Annotated in this window: 15 protein-coding genes and 7 pseudogenes; 10 read left to right on the top strand and 12 right to left on the bottom strand. The window is 73.2% G+C overall.

From position 1 onward, the window contains the following. Positions 1-60: 60 nt before the first annotated feature. Positions 61-1,308, top strand: coding sequence for an alpha-hydroxy acid oxidase (locus UK82_RS19875; RefSeq protein WP_055408660.1), 1,248 nt, complete (start codon positions 61-63; stop codon positions 1,306-1,308). Positions 1,309-1,735: 427 nt separating this feature from the next. Here UK82_RS19875 and UK82_RS41585 read toward each other — a convergent pair whose 3' ends face one another. The 3 genes from UK82_RS41585 to UK82_RS38850 form a co-directional block, all read right to left on the bottom strand. Beyond that, positions 1,736-1,864: a hypothetical protein gene (locus UK82_RS41585; RefSeq protein ID WP_255354325.1), complete on the bottom strand. Its 129-nt coding sequence runs from the start codon at positions 1,862-1,864 to the stop codon at positions 1,736-1,738. A gap of 93 nt (positions 1,865-1,957) precedes the next feature. Further along, entirely contained in the window at positions 1,958-2,896 is a 939-nt protein-coding gene (locus tag UK82_RS19870) for an MFS transporter (protein ID WP_236706161.1), read from the bottom strand. Between the two features lies 1 nt (position 2,897). Continuing rightward, positions 2,898-3,160, bottom strand: a 263-nt coding sequence (locus UK82_RS38850; protein ID WP_255354327.1) for an MFS transporter, incomplete at its 3' end; no start/stop codon positions are given. A 193-nt stretch (positions 3,161-3,353) separates the two neighbouring features. Here UK82_RS38850 and UK82_RS38845 point away from each other — a divergent pair. Both UK82_RS38845 and UK82_RS19865 read left to right on the top strand, forming a co-directional pair. Further along, positions 3,354-3,434 (top strand): annotated as a pseudogene (locus tag UK82_RS38845) (hypothetical protein); the annotation flags it as partial. A 2-nt stretch (positions 3,435-3,436) separates the two neighbouring features. After that, a complete protein-coding gene (locus UK82_RS19865; protein ID WP_055408657.1) occupies positions 3,437-3,748 on the top strand; it encodes a hypothetical protein in 312 nt (103 codons plus the stop codon). Positions 3,749-3,806: 58 nt separating this feature from the next. Here the strand turns inward: UK82_RS19865 and UK82_RS42960 are convergent. The 7 genes and pseudogenes from UK82_RS42960 to UK82_RS19840 form a co-directional block, all read right to left on the bottom strand. Next, positions 3,807-3,986, bottom strand: a pseudogene (locus UK82_RS42960) (hypothetical protein); the annotation flags it as partial. 339 nt (positions 3,987-4,325) lie between these two features. Then, positions 4,326-5,764 (bottom strand): serine/threonine-protein kinase (locus tag UK82_RS42955; protein WP_396230597.1); only part of this gene is annotated, 1,439 nt, incomplete at its 3' end. Then, entirely contained in the window at positions 5,761-8,037 is a 2,277-nt protein-coding gene (locus UK82_RS19855; protein WP_055408653.1) for a transglutaminase domain-containing protein, read from the bottom strand. The genes UK82_RS42955 and UK82_RS19855, both read right to left, overlap by 4 nt. Continuing rightward, entirely contained in the window at positions 8,034-8,969 is a 936-nt protein-coding gene (locus UK82_RS42950; RefSeq protein WP_396230600.1) for a DUF58 domain-containing protein, read from the bottom strand. Before UK82_RS42950 ends, UK82_RS19855 begins: the two co-directional genes overlap by 4 nt. 183 nt (positions 8,970-9,152) lie before the next feature. Next, positions 9,153-9,488 (bottom strand): annotated as a pseudogene (locus UK82_RS38840) (DUF58 domain-containing protein); the annotation flags it as partial. A gap of 4 nt (positions 9,489-9,492) precedes the next feature. After that, on the bottom strand, positions 9,493-10,470 hold the full coding sequence (locus tag UK82_RS19845) for a MoxR family ATPase (RefSeq protein WP_044887348.1): 978 nt from the start codon (positions 10,468-10,470) through the stop codon (positions 9,493-9,495). Between the two features lie 165 nt (positions 10,471-10,635). Next, complete coding sequence (locus tag UK82_RS19840; RefSeq protein ID WP_044887347.1) at positions 10,636-12,675, bottom strand: hypothetical protein; 2,040 nt, start codon at positions 12,673-12,675, stop codon at positions 10,636-10,638. 398 nt (positions 12,676-13,073) lie between these two features. On the opposite strand from UK82_RS19840, the pseudogene UK82_RS38835 reads away from it, so the two are divergent. The 4 pseudogenes from UK82_RS38835 to UK82_RS38820 form a co-directional block, all read left to right on the top strand. Continuing rightward, positions 13,074-13,567, top strand: a pseudogene (locus UK82_RS38835) (phosphotransferase); the annotation flags it as partial. 1 nt (position 13,568) lies between these two features. Next, positions 13,569-13,621, top strand: a pseudogene (locus tag UK82_RS38830) (hypothetical protein); the annotation flags it as partial. Between the two features lie 16 nt (positions 13,622-13,637). After that, positions 13,638-13,801, top strand: a pseudogene (locus UK82_RS38825) (phosphotransferase family protein); the annotation flags it as partial. 220 nt (positions 13,802-14,021) lie between these two features. Beyond that, positions 14,022-14,363: pseudogene (locus UK82_RS38820) on the top strand (phosphotransferase family protein); the annotation flags it as partial. A gap of 21 nt (positions 14,364-14,384) precedes the next feature. Here the strand turns inward: UK82_RS38820 and UK82_RS19830 are convergent. Both UK82_RS19830 and UK82_RS19825 read right to left on the bottom strand, forming a co-directional pair. Next, positions 14,385-15,563 carry an ABC transporter substrate-binding protein gene (locus tag UK82_RS19830; protein ID WP_236706160.1) on the bottom strand — a complete coding sequence of 393 codons (1,179 nt, stop codon included), beginning with the start codon at positions 15,561-15,563 and terminating at the stop codon, positions 14,385-14,387. Positions 15,564-15,957: 394 nt separating this feature from the next. Continuing rightward, on the bottom strand, positions 15,958-16,815 hold the full coding sequence (locus tag UK82_RS19825; protein WP_055408647.1) for an SAM-dependent methyltransferase: 858 nt from the start codon (positions 16,813-16,815) through the stop codon (positions 15,958-15,960). A 474-nt stretch (positions 16,816-17,289) separates the two neighbouring features. On the opposite strand from UK82_RS19825, the gene UK82_RS19820 reads away from it, so the two are divergent. The 3 genes from UK82_RS19820 to UK82_RS19810 all read left to right on the top strand — a co-directional run bounded on the left by UK82_RS19820 (position 17,290) and on the right by UK82_RS19810 (position 20,802). Next, on the top strand, positions 17,290-18,207 hold the full coding sequence (locus tag UK82_RS19820; protein WP_152989949.1) for an SCO6745 family protein: 918 nt from the start codon (positions 17,290-17,292) through the stop codon (positions 18,205-18,207). Between the two features lie 190 nt (positions 18,208-18,397). Then, positions 18,398-19,780: a phosphotransferase gene (locus tag UK82_RS19815; RefSeq protein ID WP_055408643.1), complete on the top strand. Its 1,383-nt coding sequence runs from the start codon at positions 18,398-18,400 to the stop codon at positions 19,778-19,780. Further along, positions 19,777-20,802, top strand: a complete 1,026-nt coding sequence (locus UK82_RS19810) for a hypothetical protein (RefSeq protein ID WP_044887342.1) — start codon at positions 19,777-19,779, stop codon at positions 20,800-20,802. The genes UK82_RS19815 and UK82_RS19810 overlap by 4 nt, the downstream gene beginning before the upstream one ends. Positions 20,803-20,932: the final 130 nt, after the last annotated feature.

Below are 20,932 nucleotides of genomic sequence, written 5' to 3'. Positions count from 1 at the left end.
AATCCCGGCGGCCGGGAGGACGCGCTCCCGCGACCCGCCGACAGCGAAAGGTTCGTGTTTGTGAGGGTGCAGGACGCAGTCAATGTCGAGGACGTCCGGAAGCTGGCGCGCCGCCGGCTTCCCCGGGTGGTCTTCGACGCCCTGGCAGGCGGAGCCGGCGACGAGGTGTCGCTGCGGCGTAACCGCACGGCGTTCGACCGCATCGAGTTCCGCCCGCGGCCGCTCGCCGACGTCGCCACGCGGGACCTCTCGACGACCGTGTTCGGCGAGCGGCTGTCGATGCCGATCATGCTGGCGCCGACGGGTGCGGGTCGCCTCGCCCGATCGTCCGCGGAGATCGCCGTGGCGAGGGCCGCGGCGCGGGCGAACGTCGTGTACATGCAGAGCACCGTGGCGGCCTTCCCGCTGGAGGACGTCGCCGCGCACTCGACCGGCACCCTGTGGTACCAGCTCTACCTGCCCCCCGACCGCAGCGAGGTCGGGGACCTCCTCCGGCGGATCGCGGCGGCCGGTTACCGGGCACTGGCCATCACCATCGACACGCCGGTCCTGGGCAACCGGGAGCGCGACACGCGCAACCGGCTCATGAGTCGGCCGCCGCATCCCAGGACGGTGCTGCAGGGGGCCGGCAAGCCGGCGTGGGCGGCCGACTTCGTCCGCGGCAAGGTCGACTACCTGCGCGGCCAGCTCGGCGCCGGCCGTCCCGGCGATCCCGCCAGTTCCGCCAGTTTCGCCAGTCCGGCCAGTTTCGCCAGTCCGGCCAGTCCGGCCAGTCCGGTCCCGCTGAGCCTCGACCAGACCCGGGCGACGATCGCGTCGTCGTCGGACAGCGTCACCTGGGCGGACGTCGAGCGGATCCGGTCGTTGTGGGAGGGCCCGTTGCTCCTCAAGGGCCTGATGCGCTCCGACGAGTGCGACCGGTTCGTCGAGCTGGGCGTCGACGGTGTCGTGGTCTCGAACCACGGCGGACGGCAGCTCGACGGCGTCCCCGCGACCATCGACATCCTGCCGGAGGTGGTCGACGCGGCGGCGGGCAGGCTCGCGGTGTTCCTCGACGGAGGCGTCCGGCGGGGCAACGACGTGGCCAAGGCGCTGGCCCTCGGCGCCGCGGGTGTCTTCGTGGGCCGGCCCTACCTGTACGGCCTCGCCGCGGGCGGTGAGGCCGGTGTCCTTCGGGTGATCGAGCTGCTGCGCGCGGAGTTCGACCGCGCGATGGCCCTGCTCGGCGCCGCGACCGTGGCGGACCTCGACCGCAGCCTCGTCTCGGGCGCACGCATCCCCGCCACCCGGTCACCGTCGACGCCGTAGGCCGGGCCTGTTCCACCGGGTGGCCGTCCCAGTCTGGGCGTGGCACCTCGACCCCATCGACACCGCCTTCGTGTCGCGATCCCTTGGGTGCAGAGCCTGGGACGTCCGCTTCCTGGCCGGCTTTCACGCTACGTGACGTCGTGGTGTGGCTGCGACTGGGCGCTGTAGGGGCGACGGCTCGCGGTTCGGGGCGGATGCGTGGGAGAGCCGCCACCGTGGTTCTTCTGTACGGTTCGGCGTCCGATTTGTGCATACAGAGCAACCACGTGGCTCCGTTCCCACGCACACCTCTCGCGGGGTGGTGCCGGCGAACCATCCGGCGGCGAGGCGAGCGCCGTCTGACATCACGGGCCGTCACCGACCGCCCTCTCTCCCAGCGAGAGTGGCGGCCGGTAAGACGGTCAGCCGCCCCTGCGCCGTGAGATGCTCACCCTCCAGGTGGGCTGCAACCCTCGAGATAGGCGAGGACGGCGAGTACGCGACGGTTGTCGTCCTCGGACGGTTCCCGGGCCTTCGCCGCGACCTCGGCGTTGTCGTCGTCCGGGAACAGGCGCATTCCGCTGTAGGCATCTCTCGCTGCTGCGGTTGTTTCAAGGCGTGATGGGGATAGATTTTACGTTGTCCTTGCCGAAATCTTCATCCGTGCGGCTCATGCAGCATGCCGCAAACCTGGCAGGATCAGGCACAGCACTGCCGCAGCGGCGGCCGTGGCGGCGAAGGCGCCCACCGCCCAGGCGCCGGACACGTGCTGGACAAGCAGCCCAGCGGTCAGCGGCGCCAGCGCAGCCAGCGCGGTAGTCGCCATGACCACGGTGTTGATGACCCGGCCGCGCATTTCTGCCGGTGCACTGCGGAGCGTCGCGGCAAACAGCGCGGCGTTCACGGCCGGCGCGAGCAGCAGCGCTAGGGCGATCGGCGCCGCCACCAGCGGCGACGGGAGGAGCGGTGCCGCAGCACCGAACAGCAGGGCCCCAGCCAGGGTGATCGTGGTGGCCAGGGCTCCCAGGCGCATGCGCCCCTGCAGCCGGGGTGCCACCAGGGCGCCGAGCAGCCCGCCGGCCGCGATGGTCGCCTGCACCAGGCCGATCACCGCAGTGGAGGTACCGTGATGACGCAGCGCGAGCGTGACGGTGAAGGTCACGCCGGTGAAGGCGAAGTTCAGCAAGGGTGCCGTTAGCGCTACCGCGCGCAGGATCGGCACCTGCCAGACGAACTGCAGGCCATCGGCCACCTCGCGCCACAACGCCTTGCGCTCGGCCGCGTTCTCCGGGCGGAACTGCCCCCGGATCCTGTTCACCGTGCCGAACGAGACAACGTAGGAGACGGCATTGGCGAGGAACGGGACGGCCTGGCCCAGCCCGAAAAGAGCCCCGCCGAGCGCCGGGCCGGCCAGGGCGGCAGCGTAGGTCCTGGCCTCGGTGGCGGCCGACGCCTGCTCCAGTTGCCCGTCCGGCACGATCTCCGGCAGTGCCGCGGCAGCCGCCGGGTTGAAGATGGCGCCTGCGCCTCCCTCGATCAGGCACACGACCAGGACGACCGGCCAGGACGCGAGATGGGTCACGACCAGGATGCCGAGCAGGGCCAGCAGNATCGCGCGCATGGTGTCGCAAATGATCATCGTCAGCCGCCGGTTGAACCGGTCGGAGAGCGCCCCGGCGGGCAGCTGCAGGCACAGCAGGGTAATGGCCCGCGACGTCCCCACCACCCCGGCGAGCACCGCCGAGTGAGTCAGCGCCAGGATAAGCAGCGGGTAGGCGAGCAGGCCGATCCCTGAGCCGGTATCGGAGAGCAGCTGGCCGATCCACAGCATACGGAAGCCCTCGTTGCGCCGGAGGGGAACCTCGTGTTGCACATCGGCGTCTGTCTCGATTCCGGTGGCATCGCTCACCTTTGGAACAGTATGTGCCAAGGGTTAAGGATGTCCGTCTTACCGGACTATCTTCGGCGAGCGATGATCCAAATCACCGCCTAATCGAGCGCAGGCAGGTTATCGGCAGGGCCATTCCAAGCTCCCGCCGCATGTGGCGGCGTATCTGACGCTGGGAATGTGCCTGTTCCCGGACGACGACGCCGAGGTCGCGGCGAAGGTCACCGGGTCGCTGGACCGGTTCGGCTGCTGGGACGCGGCGTGGGCGCCGTCGAGTGCGAGCGGGATCACTCAGGCGCGCAAAAGGGTGGGCCGGGCGAACGCTGGGCGGAGGAGACCGCGAACGACCAGCTCAAGACCCATCTCCGCGGCCCGGGGAAGGTACTGCGCTCCCGACTGCCAGACCTGGCTGTCCAGGAGAGGTGGGCCTGGCTGACCGTCCAGTACGCGCTCACCGCCCTGATCGCCCACGCGGCGGAAGCCGCCGACATCGGTCCCGACCGGGCCGGCTTCGCCCGGACGCTGCGCCTGGTCCGCCGTTCCACCACCGGGACGGCGGACATTCCCCTCTGAGGACTGGCACGCCCACCTGCCCCGGTTCCGCGCCGCGCTTCGCGCCGTGCGGCGTGCCGCGCTCCGCGCCGTGCGGCGTGCCGTCGAGGCCGGGCTGGCCGGCGAAGGCGCAGTTCCCGGCGTTGGCGAGCGCGATGAACAGCAGCATCGCGCCGCGGGCCAGGTCGGGGGCCAGCGCGCGCTCCGTGGGATGCCGAGGTCCGGGCGGGGCAGCCGTAGCGGGAGGCGTCTGCGTCATGACCCTCAGACTCGTGGCGCCCGGCCGCGGCCACGAGGGGCCTGGACACCCTCTTCGGCAGGGGGCTGCCCCCCTGTGCGACCCGGCTCGCCGGGTCAGGATGCGGGCGGGGTCGCGTTCCGGATGCAGATGTATCCGGACCAGGCGACGGTGGTCCTCGGTGCAGCATCCTGGGCCTGATAGACGCCGAGGACCTGGCCGATCTGGTAGCAGTAGGGCCGGGTGGGTTCGATCTGGTCGGAGTACACCGTCTGGCCGGCGCTCAGTGTCGTCAGTCTGCTCTCGTCCTCGGAGCCTCGACGTTGCAGCACCAGGCTGGTGGACGGCGAGCCGTTCTGNCAGGTCAGGACGGCCACCGTGCCGTGGTCGGCGACCTGTAGACGGTGCGGTCGCGCCGCCGCGACCGTGCTGGGCGGGACCGTCGAGGTGGCTGTGGTGGCGACGCCCGCCGTCGGTTGGTCGTTCCGACTGGCGATGACGGCTGCCACCAGGACCACGAGGAGCACGCCCAACGCGGCGACGGTCACGATCATCAGCAGGAACGGCACCCGGCGGATCGACCGACGACCGGCCACGAGCAGATCCTCGCCTTGGCCGCCGCCGGCGGCATCCAGTCCCCCCGCCGCCACCTGCGGGGTCACCGGATCGACGGCCCTCGGCTGCGCCGGTGCGGTCGTGCCGGTCGCCGGCGCGGCCGGGAACGCGCGATCGGCGGGGGGTGCGGGGGCAGGCCCGGGCTGGACGGCGGTGGGCGCATCGCCGGGCGACGGGGGCGCGGGGTCGGCACGCGCGGGGTCGGCACGCGCGGTGTCGGCGTGCGCGGCGCGCGCGGCTTCCGCGGCGTCGTGACCACCGGGACCGGGCCCGATACCGGTGGACACCGGCGGCGGGGTCGGCTCGCCGACGGGTCTCAGTGGCGTGTGACGGACGGTGAAGCCCAGCACCGCGTTCAGCCGACGCAGCTCGGCCGCCGCCTCCGCGGCGCTGCCCGGCCGACGGGACGGATCCCGGGACATCAGCGCGTGCAGCGCCCGTTCCACCTCGTCCGGGACGTCGGCCCGTCGCAGGGGGCGGATCTCGTCGTGGAGGATGCGCAGGATCATCGCTGGGGTGGAGTCACCGGGCAGCCAGCCGAACGGCGGAGTCCCGGACAGCAGAGTGTAGATCGTCGCGCCCAGGCCATAGAGGTCGGAGGCGACGCTGGCGGGGGAGCCCTGCAGGACCTCCGGCGCGGAGTAGGCCACGGTGAAGGCGCCGTCGGTACCCGACCTGTCGGTGCCGAGTCCCAGGGTGGCGATGCCGAAGTCGCTCAGCACCGGGTCCCCGCGATCGGAGAGCATGATGTTGCCCGGCTTCACATCCCGGTGCAGGATCTGCAGGCTGTGCGCGGCGTGCAGGGCGTCGGCGATCTGCGCCGCGACGCGGAGGGTCTCCGCCGTCCCGAGGGGGCCTTCCCGCCGCAGCCGGTCGGTCATGGAGCCGGCCGGGAGGTACTGCATCGCGATGAACGGACGGCGGTCGCGGGTGGAGCCCACCTCGAACACCGTGATGATGTTCGGGTGGCCGGTAAGGCGCCCGGTCGCCCGGCATTCCCGGGCGAAACGACGGGCCGCCGCAGCGTCGAGCAGGTCCGCATTGATGACCTTGACGGCGACGGTGCGGTCCAGCTTGTCCTGGTAAGCCGTGTAGACGATGCTGAAGCCGCCCTGCGCGATCGGCCGTAGCGAGCGGTAGCCGGCGATGATCGGCCCCTCGTGCTCGCCCTCGTGCTCGTTCACCGGGGCTCGATCCGGTGGGCCGAGCCGAAGACCGCGGCGGGCGCGAGGCACCGGCGGGCCCGGCGGCTGCGCGGGGTGACGCGGCGCAGTTCGGTGCGCATCGTCGCGCTGTGCTGCCAGGCCGCCTCGGCCTCTCGTCCGCTCACGGCGCTCGGTGCGCCGGGGATGTCCGGCCCGTGCAGGGCCGCGGTGGCCAGACGGGCGAGAGCGGTCAGCGGGGCCCGTCCGCCCGGTCCCACCAGGGCCGATCCGAGGTCGACGACGTCCGTCGGGGTCGCTGAGGGCGGCACCGGCGCACCGGCCCGGTCCAGCGACTCGAGCGTGTCCAGCCAGGCGCCGACCACCCGCTCCCGGTCGCCGTCCGCCGCCCGCCGTCGTCGCCGGCGGCGGGCCGGGGCGGACAGACCGAGGACGACGTAGGCCACCCCGGCGATCACCACCGCGCCGGCCAGGGCCAGCCCGGCGAGAGCGCCGACCGGGGTCGAGGACGACCGGGACCCGGCCGGCGCGGACTGCACCACGGACTGCGGTGGCACGGCGGCGGCCTCGGTGACCTGCTCGGCCCGACCGGCCGGCTCCCCCTGGGCAGAGGTGGCGACCGACCCCCCATGCGGGCCCGCTGCCTGCGGCGTCGGGTAGAACGACACCCATCCGGCCCCGGCGAAGTCGATCTCCGGCCACACCAGCACATCCCCGGCCCGCACAACCCCCGTCCGACCGGCCCCCGTCCGATCATTCTTCGTCCGATCCGTTCCGACCGGGGCCGCGCCGGTCGCGGGGAGGCCGGCGGGGTGGAAGCCGACCACCACCCGGCTGGGCAGGCCCAGGACCCGGGCGAGGACCGCGAACGCCGTGGCGAACTGCTCCGAGGTGCCGGTGTGGCTGCGGTCGAGGAAGTAGGCGAGGTGACCGTAGGCGTGGCCGGACGGGGCCTCCGGATCGTAGGTGAACCGGGTGCGCAGGAACTGTTCCAGCCGGTAGGCCCGCTGGAACGGGGTGCCCCCGGCCGCTGCCACCTCCCGCGCCGCCGCGGCGATCGGCGCCGGCAGCCCCGGTGGGAGGGTCCGGGCCGCGTCCGACGAGGTGCCGCTCGCGATCCGCAGCGCCGCGAGCTGTTGCGGGCTCAGGTCGCGCGGCACGGCGGACGTCACGCGGTAGGCGCGCCCGGGGACCAGCGGACTGCTCGAGATCAGGCTCCCGCCGGCGGTGTCGACGGCGAGGTCGGCACCGGTGAGGGTGACCGGTCGGTCGACATGGGGCAGGAACACGCCTGGCAGGGTGCCGATGGTGATGTCCTGGCTGATCCGGTCCGCGGCCGGCGGTCCGCCCGGCGCCGGTGGTACCCGACCGCCGGCGGGGGTGAACCGCGCCGACGGTGTCCACTGCTGCCCGTCGAACCGATCGAGTGCCGCCAGGCGGATGTTGCGGGAGACGGGAGGGGCGGCGGTGAACAGCGCCTCGCCCGGCGAGCGCAGCCAGGCGGAGACGAAGTCGAGCGGGCTCACCGTCGGCTGCGGGTGCGACGGGACGCTGCGGTGCGCGCGCAGGTCGTACGGTCCGGCGCTCGGGACGAGCAGCGCCGGACCGGCCGCGAGCGCCACGGCGGCGGTCGCGGCGACCACGGTGAGGCCCAGCGTCGAGCGGCGCGCGTCGATCCGACCGGCCGACTCGGGCCAGGTGGGACGGCCGTGGTCCGAGGGCGCCCGCGGTTCGGCCCGCCGGCACAGGGCCAGCGCCCCGGCGGCGACCACCAGGCCGCCGGCGATGCCCAGGTTGGAGCCCGGGCCGGACACCGTCACCGTCACGGCCACACCGAAGGCGACCAGCGCCGGTAGCGCCGGTGCCAGCACCGACCGTGTTCTGAGCACCAGTTCGGCGCCGGCGAGGGCGGCCAGCCACGTCAGCGCCTGCGGGACGACCAGCAGGTCAGGGGAATCCGGCGCGGGCAGGGTCGTGTCGAGCAGCCGGGTGCTCCCGTTGACCAGGCCGTCGGCGACCGCCGGGAGCACGCCGCGGGCGTGCGGCGAACCGTCGCGGAACAACGTCGCGGCGACGACGGCCAGCCACAGCACGGCCGAACTCAGGAACGACACCGGCAGCGGCGGGGGCCGGCGGCCGCCCCGGGCGAGCAGTGCGGCCAGCACCACCGGGATGACCGCGGCCGCGACCACCGGGCCGAGGACGGCTCCCAGGCCGAACCCCCGGTGGAAGGCAGCGCCGGCCAGCCCCGCAAGGCAGGCGACGACACCCAGCGCGGCGAGGCGTGCGGTCACCGCAGGCCGTCCGTCGGGGACCGGCCGCCCCCCGCCGGGGACCGGCCGCCCTCCGTCGGGGGCCGGACCCCCGTCGAGGCCGGCCAGAGCACCGCGAGGCCGGCGGCGTCGCGGACGTCCAGCACCCGCAGTCGTCCGCCGCCGAGCGAGGACAGGCCGCCGGTTTCACCGACCCGGACCACGACCACCCGCTCGTATCCGACCGCGACCGCCGCGGCGCTGACCGTCGCGGCAGCGTCCTGCGTGCCGCTGACCAGAGCCAGCGTGCCGATGGCGCGCCGAGAGGAGCCGCGGACCGAGGCCGTGAGCGTCTGTCCGGCGGCCGGGCCGCCGCCGGAACCCGGACCGGGCGGGCCCGAGTCGATCAGCTCCACCCCGGCCAGCGCGTCCAGGGCCGTGGTCTCGTCGGCCCGGCCGCCGCTGAGGGTGAGCCGCAGGCCGGCGGTGGTGCACAGCCGCACCGGGAACCGCAGCCGCGCGGACGCCAGAAGCACGGACGCGGCGGCGTCCACCGCGGCGTCGAAGGCGGCGGCACCCGGATCACCCGGCGGGTACGCCCGGCGCCGAGTGTCGAGCACCACCGTCGTCGCGGGTTCCGACGGGTCGACGTACTGCCTGACCAGCAGCGTGCCGGCGCGGGCGCTGGACCGCCAGTGCAGGTGGCGCGGGTCGTCGCCGGGCGCGTACTCCCGCAGTCGGTGGAAGGTCACCCCGCCCTGGGTCTCGCTGTCGACCGGCAGGCCGTCGGGGCGGCCGGCGCGGGTGGACGGCAGCGGTGCCAGCGGCTGGACCACCGGGTACACGTGCACGACCGCTGGTCGACCCCGCTGCTGCGTCCGGGCGAACAGCCCGAGTGGGTCGCTGGTGACCAGCTCGGCCGGCCCGACCCGGAGCAACCCGCGGCGCCCGGTCGGCAGCGGGATGGCAATCATGCGGCGTGCCCCGGGCGGCAGCGACCGGATCTCGGCCTCGGCGGCCTCCGGCCTCCGGGCCCCGGCGCCCTCGGCCCCGGCGCCCTCGGCCCCGCCCACGGGCTCTGTCGCGGCTCCGGGCTCTGCCGTAGGTCCGAGGCTCGTCGTAGGTCCGAGGCCTGTTCGGTACGGCAGGCGCAGCCNCACCGGGCCGATCACCGTCCGGGAGCCGACGTTGTGCACCGTGACGCCGGCGATCGCCGGTTCGCCGCGGCCGACCCGCATCGGCGTCACCTCGATCTCCACGGTGAACCGGGGCTGGCGTGCGACCAGCGCGGCGGCGCACAGCAACGCCACCACGCCGCCGACGGCGAGCACCGCCAACTCCGGGAAGCGCAGCACCCCGGCGGCCGTGCCCGTGACGACGACGCCGGCGAGAACCCCGAAACCGGTCGGCGTGATGGTCCCGCGCACGCGGCGCAGCCAGCCCGGGGCGGCTGCGGGTCGGGCCGCCCGGGGCGTCGCGGGTGCCGCGGCCATGCCGTCAGACCCCGGTGAGTGTCCGGGGCACCGGCACGGCGGCCAGGGCCTCGGCGACCGCCTGTTCGCCGGTGTAGCCCCGAAGCTCGGCGTCCGGGGTGACCAGCAGCCGGTGCGCGAGGACGGGGGCCGCGAGTCGCTGCACGTCCTCCGGGATCACGAACGCCCGGCCGGCCGCGGCGGCCTGCACCTGCGCCGCCCGCAGCAGCGCGATGCTGCCGCGGGGGCTGGCGCCCAGCCGCAGGCCGGGTAGCGACCGGGTGGCGGTCACCAGGTCGACGACGTAGCCGCTGACGTTGTCCGCGACGTGCACCTGCGCCGCCAGCGCGACCAGAGCCAGGACGTCGTCGGTGGTGAGCACCGGTTGGAGGTCTTCGACCCGCAGCCCGGACCGGCGGTCGCGCAGGATCGCGAGCTCGGCGGCGCGGTCGGGGTAGCCGACCCGCACCCGCATGAGGAACCGGTCGAGCTGCGCCTCCGGCAACGGGTACGTGCCATCCATGTCGACCGGGTTCTGGGTGGCGACGACGAAGAACGGCCGGGGCACCCAGTGGCTCACCGCATCGACGGTGACCCGGTTCTCCTCCATCACCTCCAGCAGCGCCGACTGCGTCTTCGGGGACGCCCGGTTCACCTCGTCCGCGACCACCACGTGGGCGAACACCGGGCCCTCGTGGAAGGTGAACGCGTCGGAACCCTGGTGGTAGACGGTCACCCCGGTGATGTCGGACGGCAGCAGGTCCGGGGTGAACTGGACCCGGTGGCAGCTCGCCTCGACGGAGGCGGCCAGTGCCCGGGCCAGGGACGTCTTACCGAGCCCGGGGACGTCCTCCAGCAGCAGGTGGCCGCCGCTGAGCAGGCAGGTGAGGGCCTGGGAGACGGCGTCGGTCTTGCCGCGGATCACCAGCCCCACATTGTCGACCACGGCCTGGAACGCCGCGGCGAAGTCCCCCCAGCCGGCGTCGTCCTGGCGTTCTGGCACGATCCCCCCTCGCGGGCGTCACGGCGGCTGCACGATCCGTGTCTTCATTGCCACGCTTCGTCCCAGACTAGCCGGCCGGAGGTGGCGGCGATGGGAGGTTTGCTGGTGCCGGGCTGTCCCACGGCTGTCGGATGCACGTCAGGCCGCGTGCCGGCCACCCGCCGGTCACCCGCCCGGCGTGTAGCCGACGACCGCGGGCCCGGTGCCGGCCGCGTTGCGCGCGGCGACGCTGATCCGCGAGTACGGGTCGCGGCCGGCGGCCCTCCCCCGTTCGTAGCTCGTCCCGGTCACCACCGCGATCTGGTCCTGCGGCGTCACTCCGTTGATCGTGGAGTAGTGGACGGTGACCACGTAGTCGAGGGCGCCGCCGCCGGTGTCCGCCGGCGGGTCCCAGGTCACCCGGATGTCCCCCGGACTGTTGGTCGGAGGTTGGACCGCGGCCGAGGCGATGTTGCGCACCGCGCCCGGGGGGACGCAGCCGACCGCCTGCGCGGTGGCGGAGCTCGCCGACGTGCCGCCCGGACCGGTGGCGGTGGCGCTGGCGGTCGCGGTCGCGCACCCGGCCACCGCGATGGTGACCGTGCCCGGCGCGGTCAGGGTGCGGGTCCCGCCCGGGTTCGTGGTCAGCGCGTAGCTGGTCACCAGTCCGCCGGCCGCCGGTGCCGTCACCGTGACGGTGATCGCGCCGGCGGCGGCGACCGCCCGCACGCCGGGTACCCCGGGCGCGGCCGGTGGCGGCGGCGGAACGGGCACGGGCTGCGCGGGTGGCGTCTGCTGCGGGGTCGTCGCCGGCGGTGGCTGGGCCGTCCGTGGCGGCCCCGTGGGCCCTGGCGGGAGCGCGGTCGCGGGCGGCGTCCTCGGGGGCCGCTGCGAGGGCGGAACGATCGGGCCGGGCCCGGGCAGCGGGCCGGGTGGGACCCGCGCCGGCGTCGACGGCCGGGAGGCAGGGGGTGGCCGCACCGCCGGTACCCGCGTCGCCGGCGGGCGCGACGGCGGTACGCGCGGCACGACGACGCGCGGCGCGTTCGTGGCGACCTGCGGCGGCTGGGGGAGGTGGGGATCGGCGCTGCGGGCCGGCTCCGGGACGCCCGGGGCGTACTTGTCCACCTGGTGGCGCCGGCCGTCCGGCCCGACCGAGACGGCCTGGGAGCCGTCCGCGTTGTTGATCCACACCGAGCCGGCGCGGACGAACAGGGTCAGCAGCCCGGGGCCACCCGCGATCCGGATCGGTTCCTCGAACCGCTGGTGGTCGCGGTCGTACACCAGCACCTGTCCGGTGCCGTCGTCCGGCACGTACACTCGGCCGCCCGCGATCACCGGGGCGCCCAGCCGGCTGGCCGGCGACTGCCCGACCAGCCGCACCGTACGCACGGCCCGCGGACCGGACCCGGCCGCCAGATCGACGAGGAACATCACGTCCGTCCCCTCGACGAGCACGGGCACCACCCTGCCCTCCAGCGACGGCGCGACCAGCAGCCGGCGGCCCTGGCCGGCGGGCGGCGGCAGCGCGCTCGGCGCGCGCGGGCCGTCGACCGCCACCGGGACCAGCGCCGGCGCCGTGCCGTCCACCGCCACCGGTTGATTGTCGGCGATGGTCATCGCCAGCGCGCCGTCCGGCCGGCCGACCCGAACCCGCTTGATGATCTTGCCGTCGCGGATCGCGATCATTTCGCCGCTTCGCGCCACGGACAGCCACAGCGTGTCGTCGTCGGCGATCCCGGCACCGGTGACCGGTGCCTTCACCTCGAGCCGCGCCCCGATCACGTCGAGGGTCTTCGGGTCGATCCGCATCACCGTCCCGGTCGCATCCTCGACGAGATAGGCGGTGCCACCATGCGCGACGACCCGGAACGAGCCGTGGCCGAAGGGCCGGGACAGCAGCCCCATGCCGGCCGGGTCGATCCTGCTGACCACACCGGTGTCGCGGTCGGAGACCAGCACGGAGACGCCATCCTGGCTGAGCTCGATCCGGTGGCCGCGGGTATCTGGCACCGGGACGTTGAAGTCGGGCCGTCCGGACGGTCCGTTGATGTGGGTGGCCCACCCCTTCGCCGTGCTCCACAGCCACGCACCGCTGTCCGTGACCGGCAGAAACGCCGAGCCCGCGCTGGTCCCCAGCACGCCCACCAGCGTCGCCACCGCCATCGCCAGAGCGAGCCCGACCGAGATCGAGCCGGTCGAACGGACGCCAATCGGCCTGCGCACTGTCGTCCATCACCGCCTGGGGCTGGGGCTGGGGCTCGCCGCCGCTTCTGTCAATGATCCCGTATCCCGTGCCGCGCCAGACCCGACGCCGCGGTTGCCCCGGTCGGATATCTGACGGAGACGAGGGCGCTGACGAGCTCGCCCGGCAAGCTCGCCCGGACAGCCGCAGTTCCACCGAGACCGTGACATCTCCGTGACATCCGGTGCCGCGACGTTCATGCTGACCTTCGTACCCCGCCCTGCGCATGCGTGCGGCCCGAAGACCGAGATACCGCGGCAGGTCGGTGACGAGTGTGGCGTGGGAACAGGGGTCCCGGCCGCGATGACGCTGGGAGGCCAGGTTGCCTGACCGTAGTGACGGGCACGCCGAATGGATCACGGGCTGGTTGGAACGTGAGGTGGGCGGGAAGGTCGTGCGCGTCGAGCGGCAGGCGCGCTGGCGCCCGGCCTGGTGGGTCGATGTCGAACGCGACGGCGAGATCCTGCCCTTGTATGTGCGTGGCGAGCGGGTCGACTCGCCGTCGGCGTTCCCGCTGCGCCACGAGATGCGCTTCCAGTCGGTCCTGCAGGAGCACGGCATTCCGGTGCCGGCCGTCTACGGCTGGTCGGAGGAGCCGCGGGCCTACGTGATGGCGCGCGTCGAGGGGCGGGACTCCTTCGAGGGCGTCCCGGACGACGAACGCCGCCGGGCGATGGAGGACTACATCGACATTCTCGTCCGGCTGCACGCGCTCGACGTGGCGCCGTTCGTGGACGCGGGCATCGTGCGCGCCGGTGCCGGCGAGGATCCCGGCGCGGTGGGTCTGCGGCACTTCGAGGAGTCCGCCTACCGGAAGTTGAAGAAGCGTCCCGACCCCTTCCAGGAGTTCGTGCTGGGGTGGCTGTCGCGGCANCGTCCCGACTCGCGCGGCCGCGAGTCGGCCATCGTCTGGGACGCCGGGCAGCTNCTGCANTCCGGCGGNCGCATCACCGCGCTGCTCGATCTGGAGTTCGGGCACGTCGGCGACCCCCTGCAGGATCTCGGGGGAATGTGGGTCCGCAGCCCGTTCGTCGCCCTGGGCGACCTCGCCCCTCTCATGCGCCGCTATGAGGAACGCAGCGGCACCGCGGTGGACCTCCAGGCCGTNCATTACCACTACATTCTGTGGGCCCTGTCGAACCAGCTCGAGTTCCACTCCGTGCTCGCCGATCCGGTGCCCGGCACGGACTACATGCTCAACCTGCACTGGTGCATCGAGACCAACCTGATGGCGCTCGANGGAATCGCCACCGNCGTCGGGGTCGAGCTGGNGGAGGTCGCGGAACCCGAGCCGGTCGGGTCGGCGTACGGGCCGGCNCACCNGCANCTGACCCGCTCCCTCGAGGGGCAGGACCTCGGCGCCGGCGCGCAGCGGTACCACAACCGCATGTCCGTGCGGCTCGCCCGACACCTGCAGCGGATCGACGAGATCGGGGCGGCGGTCGTCGCCGCGGACCTCGACGACACCGCCGCCCTGGTGGGACGACGCCCACGGTCGTGGGCGGACGGCGAGCACGAGCTGGAGGACTTCGTCCTCGCCGACGATGGTCGCCACGACGCCGAGCTCGTCGCGCTGTTCCACCGTCGCCTTCACCGGGCCCGCATGCTCAACGGCCCGGCGGGCTCGTGGATCACGCGGCACCGCGACGTCCCGCAGCCCAGCCTGTGAGAACCGGGGACGTCGGGGCCTTCAGGGGGTGAGCTCCTTGCCGCACAGATCCGGCGCCACCACGTCGAACGCGCTGCCCTTCGCGTTGGCCTGGACGAAGGAGTAGCAGGTGGTCGGTTTGCCGAGGCCGGTCCTGATGTTGATCGGGCTGATCAGACCGCCCGCGTCGTAGCGCGTCACGGATCGCAGCGCGGTGATGAAGCCGTCTCGGGTGGGGCAGGCGCCGGCGAGTTCCAGGCCGCGGACGAACATGTCCGCCTCGATGTAGGAGGTCACGGCCAGGTCCTGCTCCGGCTGGCTGATCTGGGGTGAGTAACGCGTCATCGCCGTCGTGTAGGCGGTCAGGGCCGGGCCGCCGGACTCGAAGGGCCGGTAGAAGACGGGAACGGCGAGCCCCGCGATCCGGGGGCCGTAGGCGCGCAGCAGCCGCCGGTCGTAGCCGCTCGCGGACAGCACGACCTTCGGGCTCCGGCCCGCGGCGCGCAGCGCGTCGAGGACCGCGATGAGAGCGTCCGGCTGGATCACGCTGATGATGGTGTCCGGATCGAGGGCGGCGATCCGCTGGGCGACCGACTGCGGGCTGTCCGCGCCCGGGGTGTAGTTCAGTGTGTCGAGGACCTGCACACCGGCAGCGTCCACACTGCGCCCGTATCTCGCCGCCGCGTCCGAGACGCCGGTCGACAGCGCGGTCTGCACCACGACCGCTCGGCTGCCGCCCTGGGACCGCACGAACTGCCCGTAGGTGTCGGTGGGAGCGGCGCTGACATACGAGAAGGCAAACATGTTCCCGTAGTTCGACCAGACCTTCTCGGCTGCCAGGCCGGTCACCGGAACATTCCGGTCCGCCAGGTACTGCGCACTGCCGCTCGCCGCGAGGGTCGCCTCGATGATGCCGAAGACACCCTGGCCGTCGACGAGATCGCGGGCGGCGGTCTCATTCGTGGCGGCCGCGCCCTGGTCGTCCCGCCATTGATAGGTGATCGTGCGGCCGTGGACGCCGCCGGTGGAGTTCGCCACGCCCAGCCGGGCGTCGATGCCGGAACGGACGGCGCCGAAGGCGCTCGCGACCGCTCCCGTGTCGGGGTAGAGGACGCCGAGGTTGACGTGGTCGGCCGTCACCCCCGGGGTGTCGCAGGTGGACGCCGAGGCCACACCGGAGGTTGAGCAACCGCCGGCACCGGCGACCACCAGAAGTAACATGGCGCTCACCGCCAGGGGTCTCGAATGGCGGCAGGTGAACATGGGACTCCCTGGGACGGATGTAGGCGGCGGCGCGCCAATCGGGCGGCGGCACGGTACCTCCGCCGGCGACGTGGACCTGGCGCCGTCGAGGCGGATTCAACGTCCGTGCACTCGATCCTGCACTGATCAATGCCGCGGGCCTGATCAGTGCGGCAACATTACCGAGGCCGGCATCCGGGGCCAATGACGGGCAGTCATATTCGGTGGTAGCTGTCGCCACTGGAAGCGGAACACGAGGAGAGCTGCTCCACGGCCGGGGTCGAGTGTCGCGTTTCCCGCCTCATTGTCGTGATTGTCCTGTTGTGCGCGATCGTGGTGTTCCTCGGAACCGCGCCATGCCCGGGCAGGCGGGCTACGCCTTGCGGGCGATGCCGCCGTACACGCTGACGTCCGTGTCGGTGAGGTCGGCGTGGGCGGGGTCCGGGAACCAGCGGTGGACGAGGTCGACGCCGGGGGGGAGGAGTTCCAGATCGAGGAACAGGCGTTCCACCTCGGCGCGGCTGCGGAGCTGATTGGGGATGCGGCGACTGCGGTAGGCCGACGCCGACGCCTCGAAGGCGGGATCGAAGTCGGCGGTGGCGTGGGTGAGGGCCAGGTAGCTGCCCGAGGGCAGCGCATCGATCAGCGTGCGGAGGATGTCGAGCGGGGAGTCGGCGTCGGGGATGAACGGGAAGATCGAGATGAGGGACAGCGCGACCGGCCGGGTCAGGTCGAGGGTCCCGGCCAGCTCGGGGGAGTCGAGGATGAGACCGGGGTCGCGCAGGTCGGCGTTGAGATAGGCGGTGCGGCCGGCGGGGCTGCTGGTCAGCAGGGCGCGGGCGTGGGCGAGCACGATCGGATCGTTGTCGGCGTAGACGACCCTGGTGTCCGGGGCAATCTCCTGGGCCACCTCGTGCAGGTTGGGGGAGGTGGGAATGCCGGTCCCGATGTCGAGGAACTGACGGATCCCACGGTCGCCGACGAGGAACCGGGTGGCGCGGATCATGAAGGCGCGGTTGTGCCGGGCGACGTTCCGGGCGTTCGGGTACGTGGCCAGTACCTGTTCCGCGGCCTGCCGGTCGGCCGGGAAGTTGTCCTTTCCGCCCAGGTAGTAGTCGTACATGCGGGCGGAGTGCGCCTCGTCCGTCCTGAGGTCGGCCGGCTGGGGTTCGTCGGCCAGGGAGGTCCACCACTGCCCGCCGGGGGCGTTTCCTGCTTCCGCTTCGGTCACCGCAACCTGCCCCTCAAAGCCGGACGATCCCTCCCGAATCACCCTAGCCGCAGCGGCCTCGGCGGGTCCACGAGACGCGGGGAAGTCAACGCCGTTCACCGCGCGGCTGGAGAGTGGTACGGTGCCGCCGTGACCATCATTCCCCCTCGCCCTGCGAATGCCATGACCGACGTCGGACCGCCTTTATGCGGACCGCCCAGTAGCCCGGACGGGCCCCCGAGCGGTCCGGCGCCCATGCGGACCGAATAGTCCGCCGACGTCATTCTCCCTAACGCCGCCGGACGTCACACGCAGGTTATGTGGGGCCCTGCGCGGCCGTCGAACACCGATATCGCGCCCGACAATGACGCCGTACGTTCGGCGGATGCCCGGCGCGCGTGCGCACATCATTTTCCGGCCGCTTCTTCGTGCCCGGCGGGTCAGGTCGCCATTGTGGCGGGACTCCCGCGCGACGAGAGGAGAAGGACTGTGATCATGGATCGGAACATCCTGACCGACGGCGAAGCGGCCGGGTTGGACGTGGCCCGCACCCGTCCCGCGCTGCTGGCCATCGAGCCCACGTTCGGCGCCGGCGTGCTCTGCCCGGCCGTCCACGCGGCGCTGCACCGACTCGACCTCGGGCTCGACGACGTCGCGGTCGTGAACCTGGTGACGCGCGCCGCGCCGTTGGGACCGGCGCCGGCCGACGTGGTGGTGGCGACCTTCTACAACGTCAATCCCCGGCTGGTCGCCAGCGTCATTCCGGCCGTGTGGCGCAAGGCGTCACCCGAGGCCATCCTCGCGGCGCAGCAGGCGGCGTTCGCGCCGGTGCTCGCCGCGGCGCTCGCGCCGATCGATCCGGCGGAACTCGGCGAGCTGGCCGAGCTCGCGCGCGCGGCCGGGGAGGCCGCCGCGGCGAACAGGGAGGGCCGACCCCTGCTCGCCGGGCTCGCGTCGCTGCCGTGGCCGCGCGAGGACCCTCTGGTGATCTGGCACGCCGCCAAGGTGCTGCGCGAGCACCGGGGCGACGGGCACATCGGCGGCCTCGTCATCGAAGGGTTGCGCGGCATCGACGCGCTCGTGGTCCACGCCGCCTACGAGGGGTGGCCGGGGGAGGCGCTGCGTGACTCCCGGCGCTGGGACGCGGCGGCCTGGGACGCCTCGGTCGCGAGCCTGCGCCGCCGGGGCTGGCTGACCGAGGCCGGGACGCCGGAGTCGGCGCCGGAGCTGACGGTGCAGGGGCGCCGCCGCCGGCGCTGGATCGAGGATCGGACCGACGAACTCGCGGCGCTGGCCTACGAGCCGATCGGCGACGCGGGCATGGATCGCATGATCGAGCTCGGCGCCAAGGTCGTGGCCGCCCTCGGCGCCGCCGGCCTCGCCACGAGGCTGCGCCGCCCCGTCGCCAGGTAGCGGCCGTCGTGAGATAGCGGCCGACGCCGAGCCGGTGGCCGCCGGGGGAATCTCGTCCCCCGCACGCTCGGACATCGAGGTGACGGCAGGGGACCCCCGGGGCCGGCCCGAAGGTGCCAGGCCCGCGCATCGGGGTGTGCGACCAGGAAGGATCCGTAGCCTCGCCGGGACGTTCATGGGAGGGAGAGTCGTGAGCCAGGATGAGCGGGTTCGGGCCTGGTTGGAGCGGGAGCTCGACGGCACCGTGGTGGCCTTCGAGCGGCAGGAACGGTGGCGCGCCGCCTGGTTCGCCGATCTGACGAACGACGGGGAGCTGCGCAGGTACTACGTGCGCGGCCACCGCGGCGGCAACTTCCGGGAGATGATCACTCTCGGGCAGGAGGCCGACATCAACCGGGTGCTCCACCGGCACGGCGTGCCCGTTCCCCGGGTCCACGGGATGATCGAGGACCCGCCCGCGATCGTCATGGACCGGCTGCCCGGCCGGGTCAACCTCGCCACCGCGTCCGACGACGGCGAACGCGACGCAGTGCTGGACCAGTACGTCGACGCCATGTGCCGCATGCACGCGATCGACGTGGGTGAGTTCGGGGCGCTCGGGCTGCCCGTGCCGGCCGACAACCGGGCCGCGGCGCTGAACATGTACGCCACCGGTGAGCGCAACTACCGCCGGGCCAAGACCGCGCCCAGCCCGATGATCGAGTTCATGTGGCGGTGGCTGTGCCGCAATGTCCCGGCCGGGCGTACGCAGCGGGCGCTCATCCAGGCCGACGCGGCGCAGTTCCTGTTCGAGCAGGGCAGGATGACCGGCCTGATCGACTTCGAGGCCGCCTACATCGGCGACCCGATCGCCGAGTTCGCCGCGATGCGCAGCCGCGACTGCGAGGAGCCGCTTGGCGACATCGGCCGGATCGCGCGGCGCTACGAGGCCGTGACCGGTGAGCGGATCGACCGCGACGCCGTGGAGTTCCACACCGCCGGCTGGTCGCTGATGACCCCGTTCCAGTGGGAGGACTCCGTCCGCAACCCCGCCCCCGGGGACAGTTGGCTGGAGTACTTCACCTGGCTCGTCGGCTGCGGCCGGTGGGCGCTCGAGGCCATCGCCGCGGTCGCGGGCGCGCCGCTGCCCGCCGTCGAACCACCCGCGCAGCGCCCGTCGTCCTACGCGAGCGCCGCCTACACCAACCTGATGGCGCTGCTCGACGAATGGCCCACCGCCAGCGCCTACGAAGGTTTCCGGGCGGACAGCGCCCGGGCCGTGACCCGGTTCGCCGAGCACGTCCACGCGTTCGGCGCCGACCTGGAGGGCGCCGACGTCGAGGAGATCTCCGAGCTCCTCGGCGCCCGCCAGCCGGATCTCGCCACCGCCGAGGCGGCGCTGGAGGAGTTCGTGCTGCGCGCCTCCCCGGACCTCGATGTTGCGCTGGTGCAGTACTTCCACCGCTGGACGCAGCGCCAGCAGTTCCTCATCGCCGGCACGGGTGCCCGGCACGAGAAGCTCATCCACCTCAGTCTGCAACCGCTCACCGGCGACGCCTGGCAGGCCGGGGGGCAGCCCGGGAGGCACGCATGACCCTGCACGTGGACGGCGACGGGCCGGCGCTGCTGGCGGAGCTGGCCGCGGTGATGCCCGCCGCGCCGGCGCTCATGGACCGTCTCGTCAACGAGTTCGCGCCCACGGCGGCCACGATGGCGACCCCGCAGGCGTACTGGGTGGGGCTCAACGGCTGGCTGACCGACCGGCTGTCCGGCCCGATCATGCAGGGCACCGTCGCCGTCGACGACGTCGGCGAGCAGGCCTGGGCGATCCTGGCCTCCAGCTACTGGGGCGGCCTGGAGCTGCGTGAGCACTGGGGGATGCCGCCGGTCATCGAGCGGCTCGGCATCGCCCTGTCGCCGCCGTTCGCCGAGGTCGAGCAGGGCATCGTCACGCAGATGGCGCAGCGGCTCGAGGCGTTACGCGCCGGCGGCGAACGCTGCCTGGAGATCCTGCCCTCGATCCTGCGGGAGGACGCGCCGTCGGGCCCCGTCCACGGCATCGCCTACAACGCCGGGGTGCAGGTGGTGAAGACCGAGGACCCGCCGATCGGCCAGCGCCGCCCGCACCGGACGCCCAGGCCGGCCGCGGTGCGCATCAACGCACGTCACTTCATGCGGGTCGACTACGACCTGCCGACCCCCGACTATCTGAAGGTCTGGCGCTCGGCGTTCGAGCGGGCCGTCACGGCCAACCCGGACGCCTACGAGAAGGTGATCGTCGGCGCGGGCGGCCAGGCCGACCTGCGGGATATCTGGGCCCACGCGGTGGCCTTCGGGAACACCACCTGGGGCGGGGAGGCGCAGGACGGCTGGACCGACGCCTACTTCACCGAGACCATCCGCTGGAGTTCGATCCTGACGTTCGGCCTGGAGGCGGCGGGCCTGGCCGCGTTCGTGGCGCTGATCAACCAGGACCCCGCGGCGGCCACGGCTGCGGTCCTGTGCAACGCGCTGTACCTGGGTGCCACGCCGGGCTGGCTGATCGGCCTGCTCGACACCGGCGCGACCCTGCCCCGGCTCGTCGGGGAACAGGGCGCCAGAACCCGCGACGAGTAACCGCTGGTTTTTGCTATGGACAAATCGGACGCCGAACCCGCCAGAGGAACCACCTCGGCGCTCACCCATGCATCCACCCCGAACCCCCGCCAGCCGCCGCCACGCTCCGCGATCGTCGCCGCGACCCGCG

This window comes from Frankia sp. ACN1ag (assembly GCF_001414035.1).
GTDB classification, from domain to species: domain Bacteria; phylum Actinomycetota; class Actinomycetes; order Frankiales; family Frankiaceae; genus Frankia; species Frankia torreyi.
Note: the sequence above shows the minus strand (reverse complement) of the source record. Positions and strands in the feature narration are given on the sequence as shown.

Coding starts and splice junctions, on each gene's coding strand:
- UK82_RS41585 (WP_255354325.1), bottom strand. CDS start 1,864: ATGCGCCTGTTCCCGGACGACGACAACGCCGAGGTCGCGGCGAAGGCC.
- UK82_RS42950 (WP_396230600.1), bottom strand. CDS start 8,969: ATGATTGCCATCCCGCTGCCGACCGGGCGCCGCGGGTTGCTCCGGGTC.
- UK82_RS19830 (WP_236706160.1), bottom strand. CDS start 15,563: ATGTTACTTCTGGTGGTCGCCGGTGCCGGCGGTTGCTCAACCTCCGGT.
- UK82_RS19820 (WP_152989949.1), top strand. CDS start 17,290: ATGGATCGGAACATCCTGACCGACGGCGAAGCGGCCGGGTTGGACGTG.
- UK82_RS19810 (WP_044887342.1), top strand. CDS start 19,777: ATGACCCTGCACGTGGACGGCGACGGGCCGGCGCTGCTGGCGGAGCTG.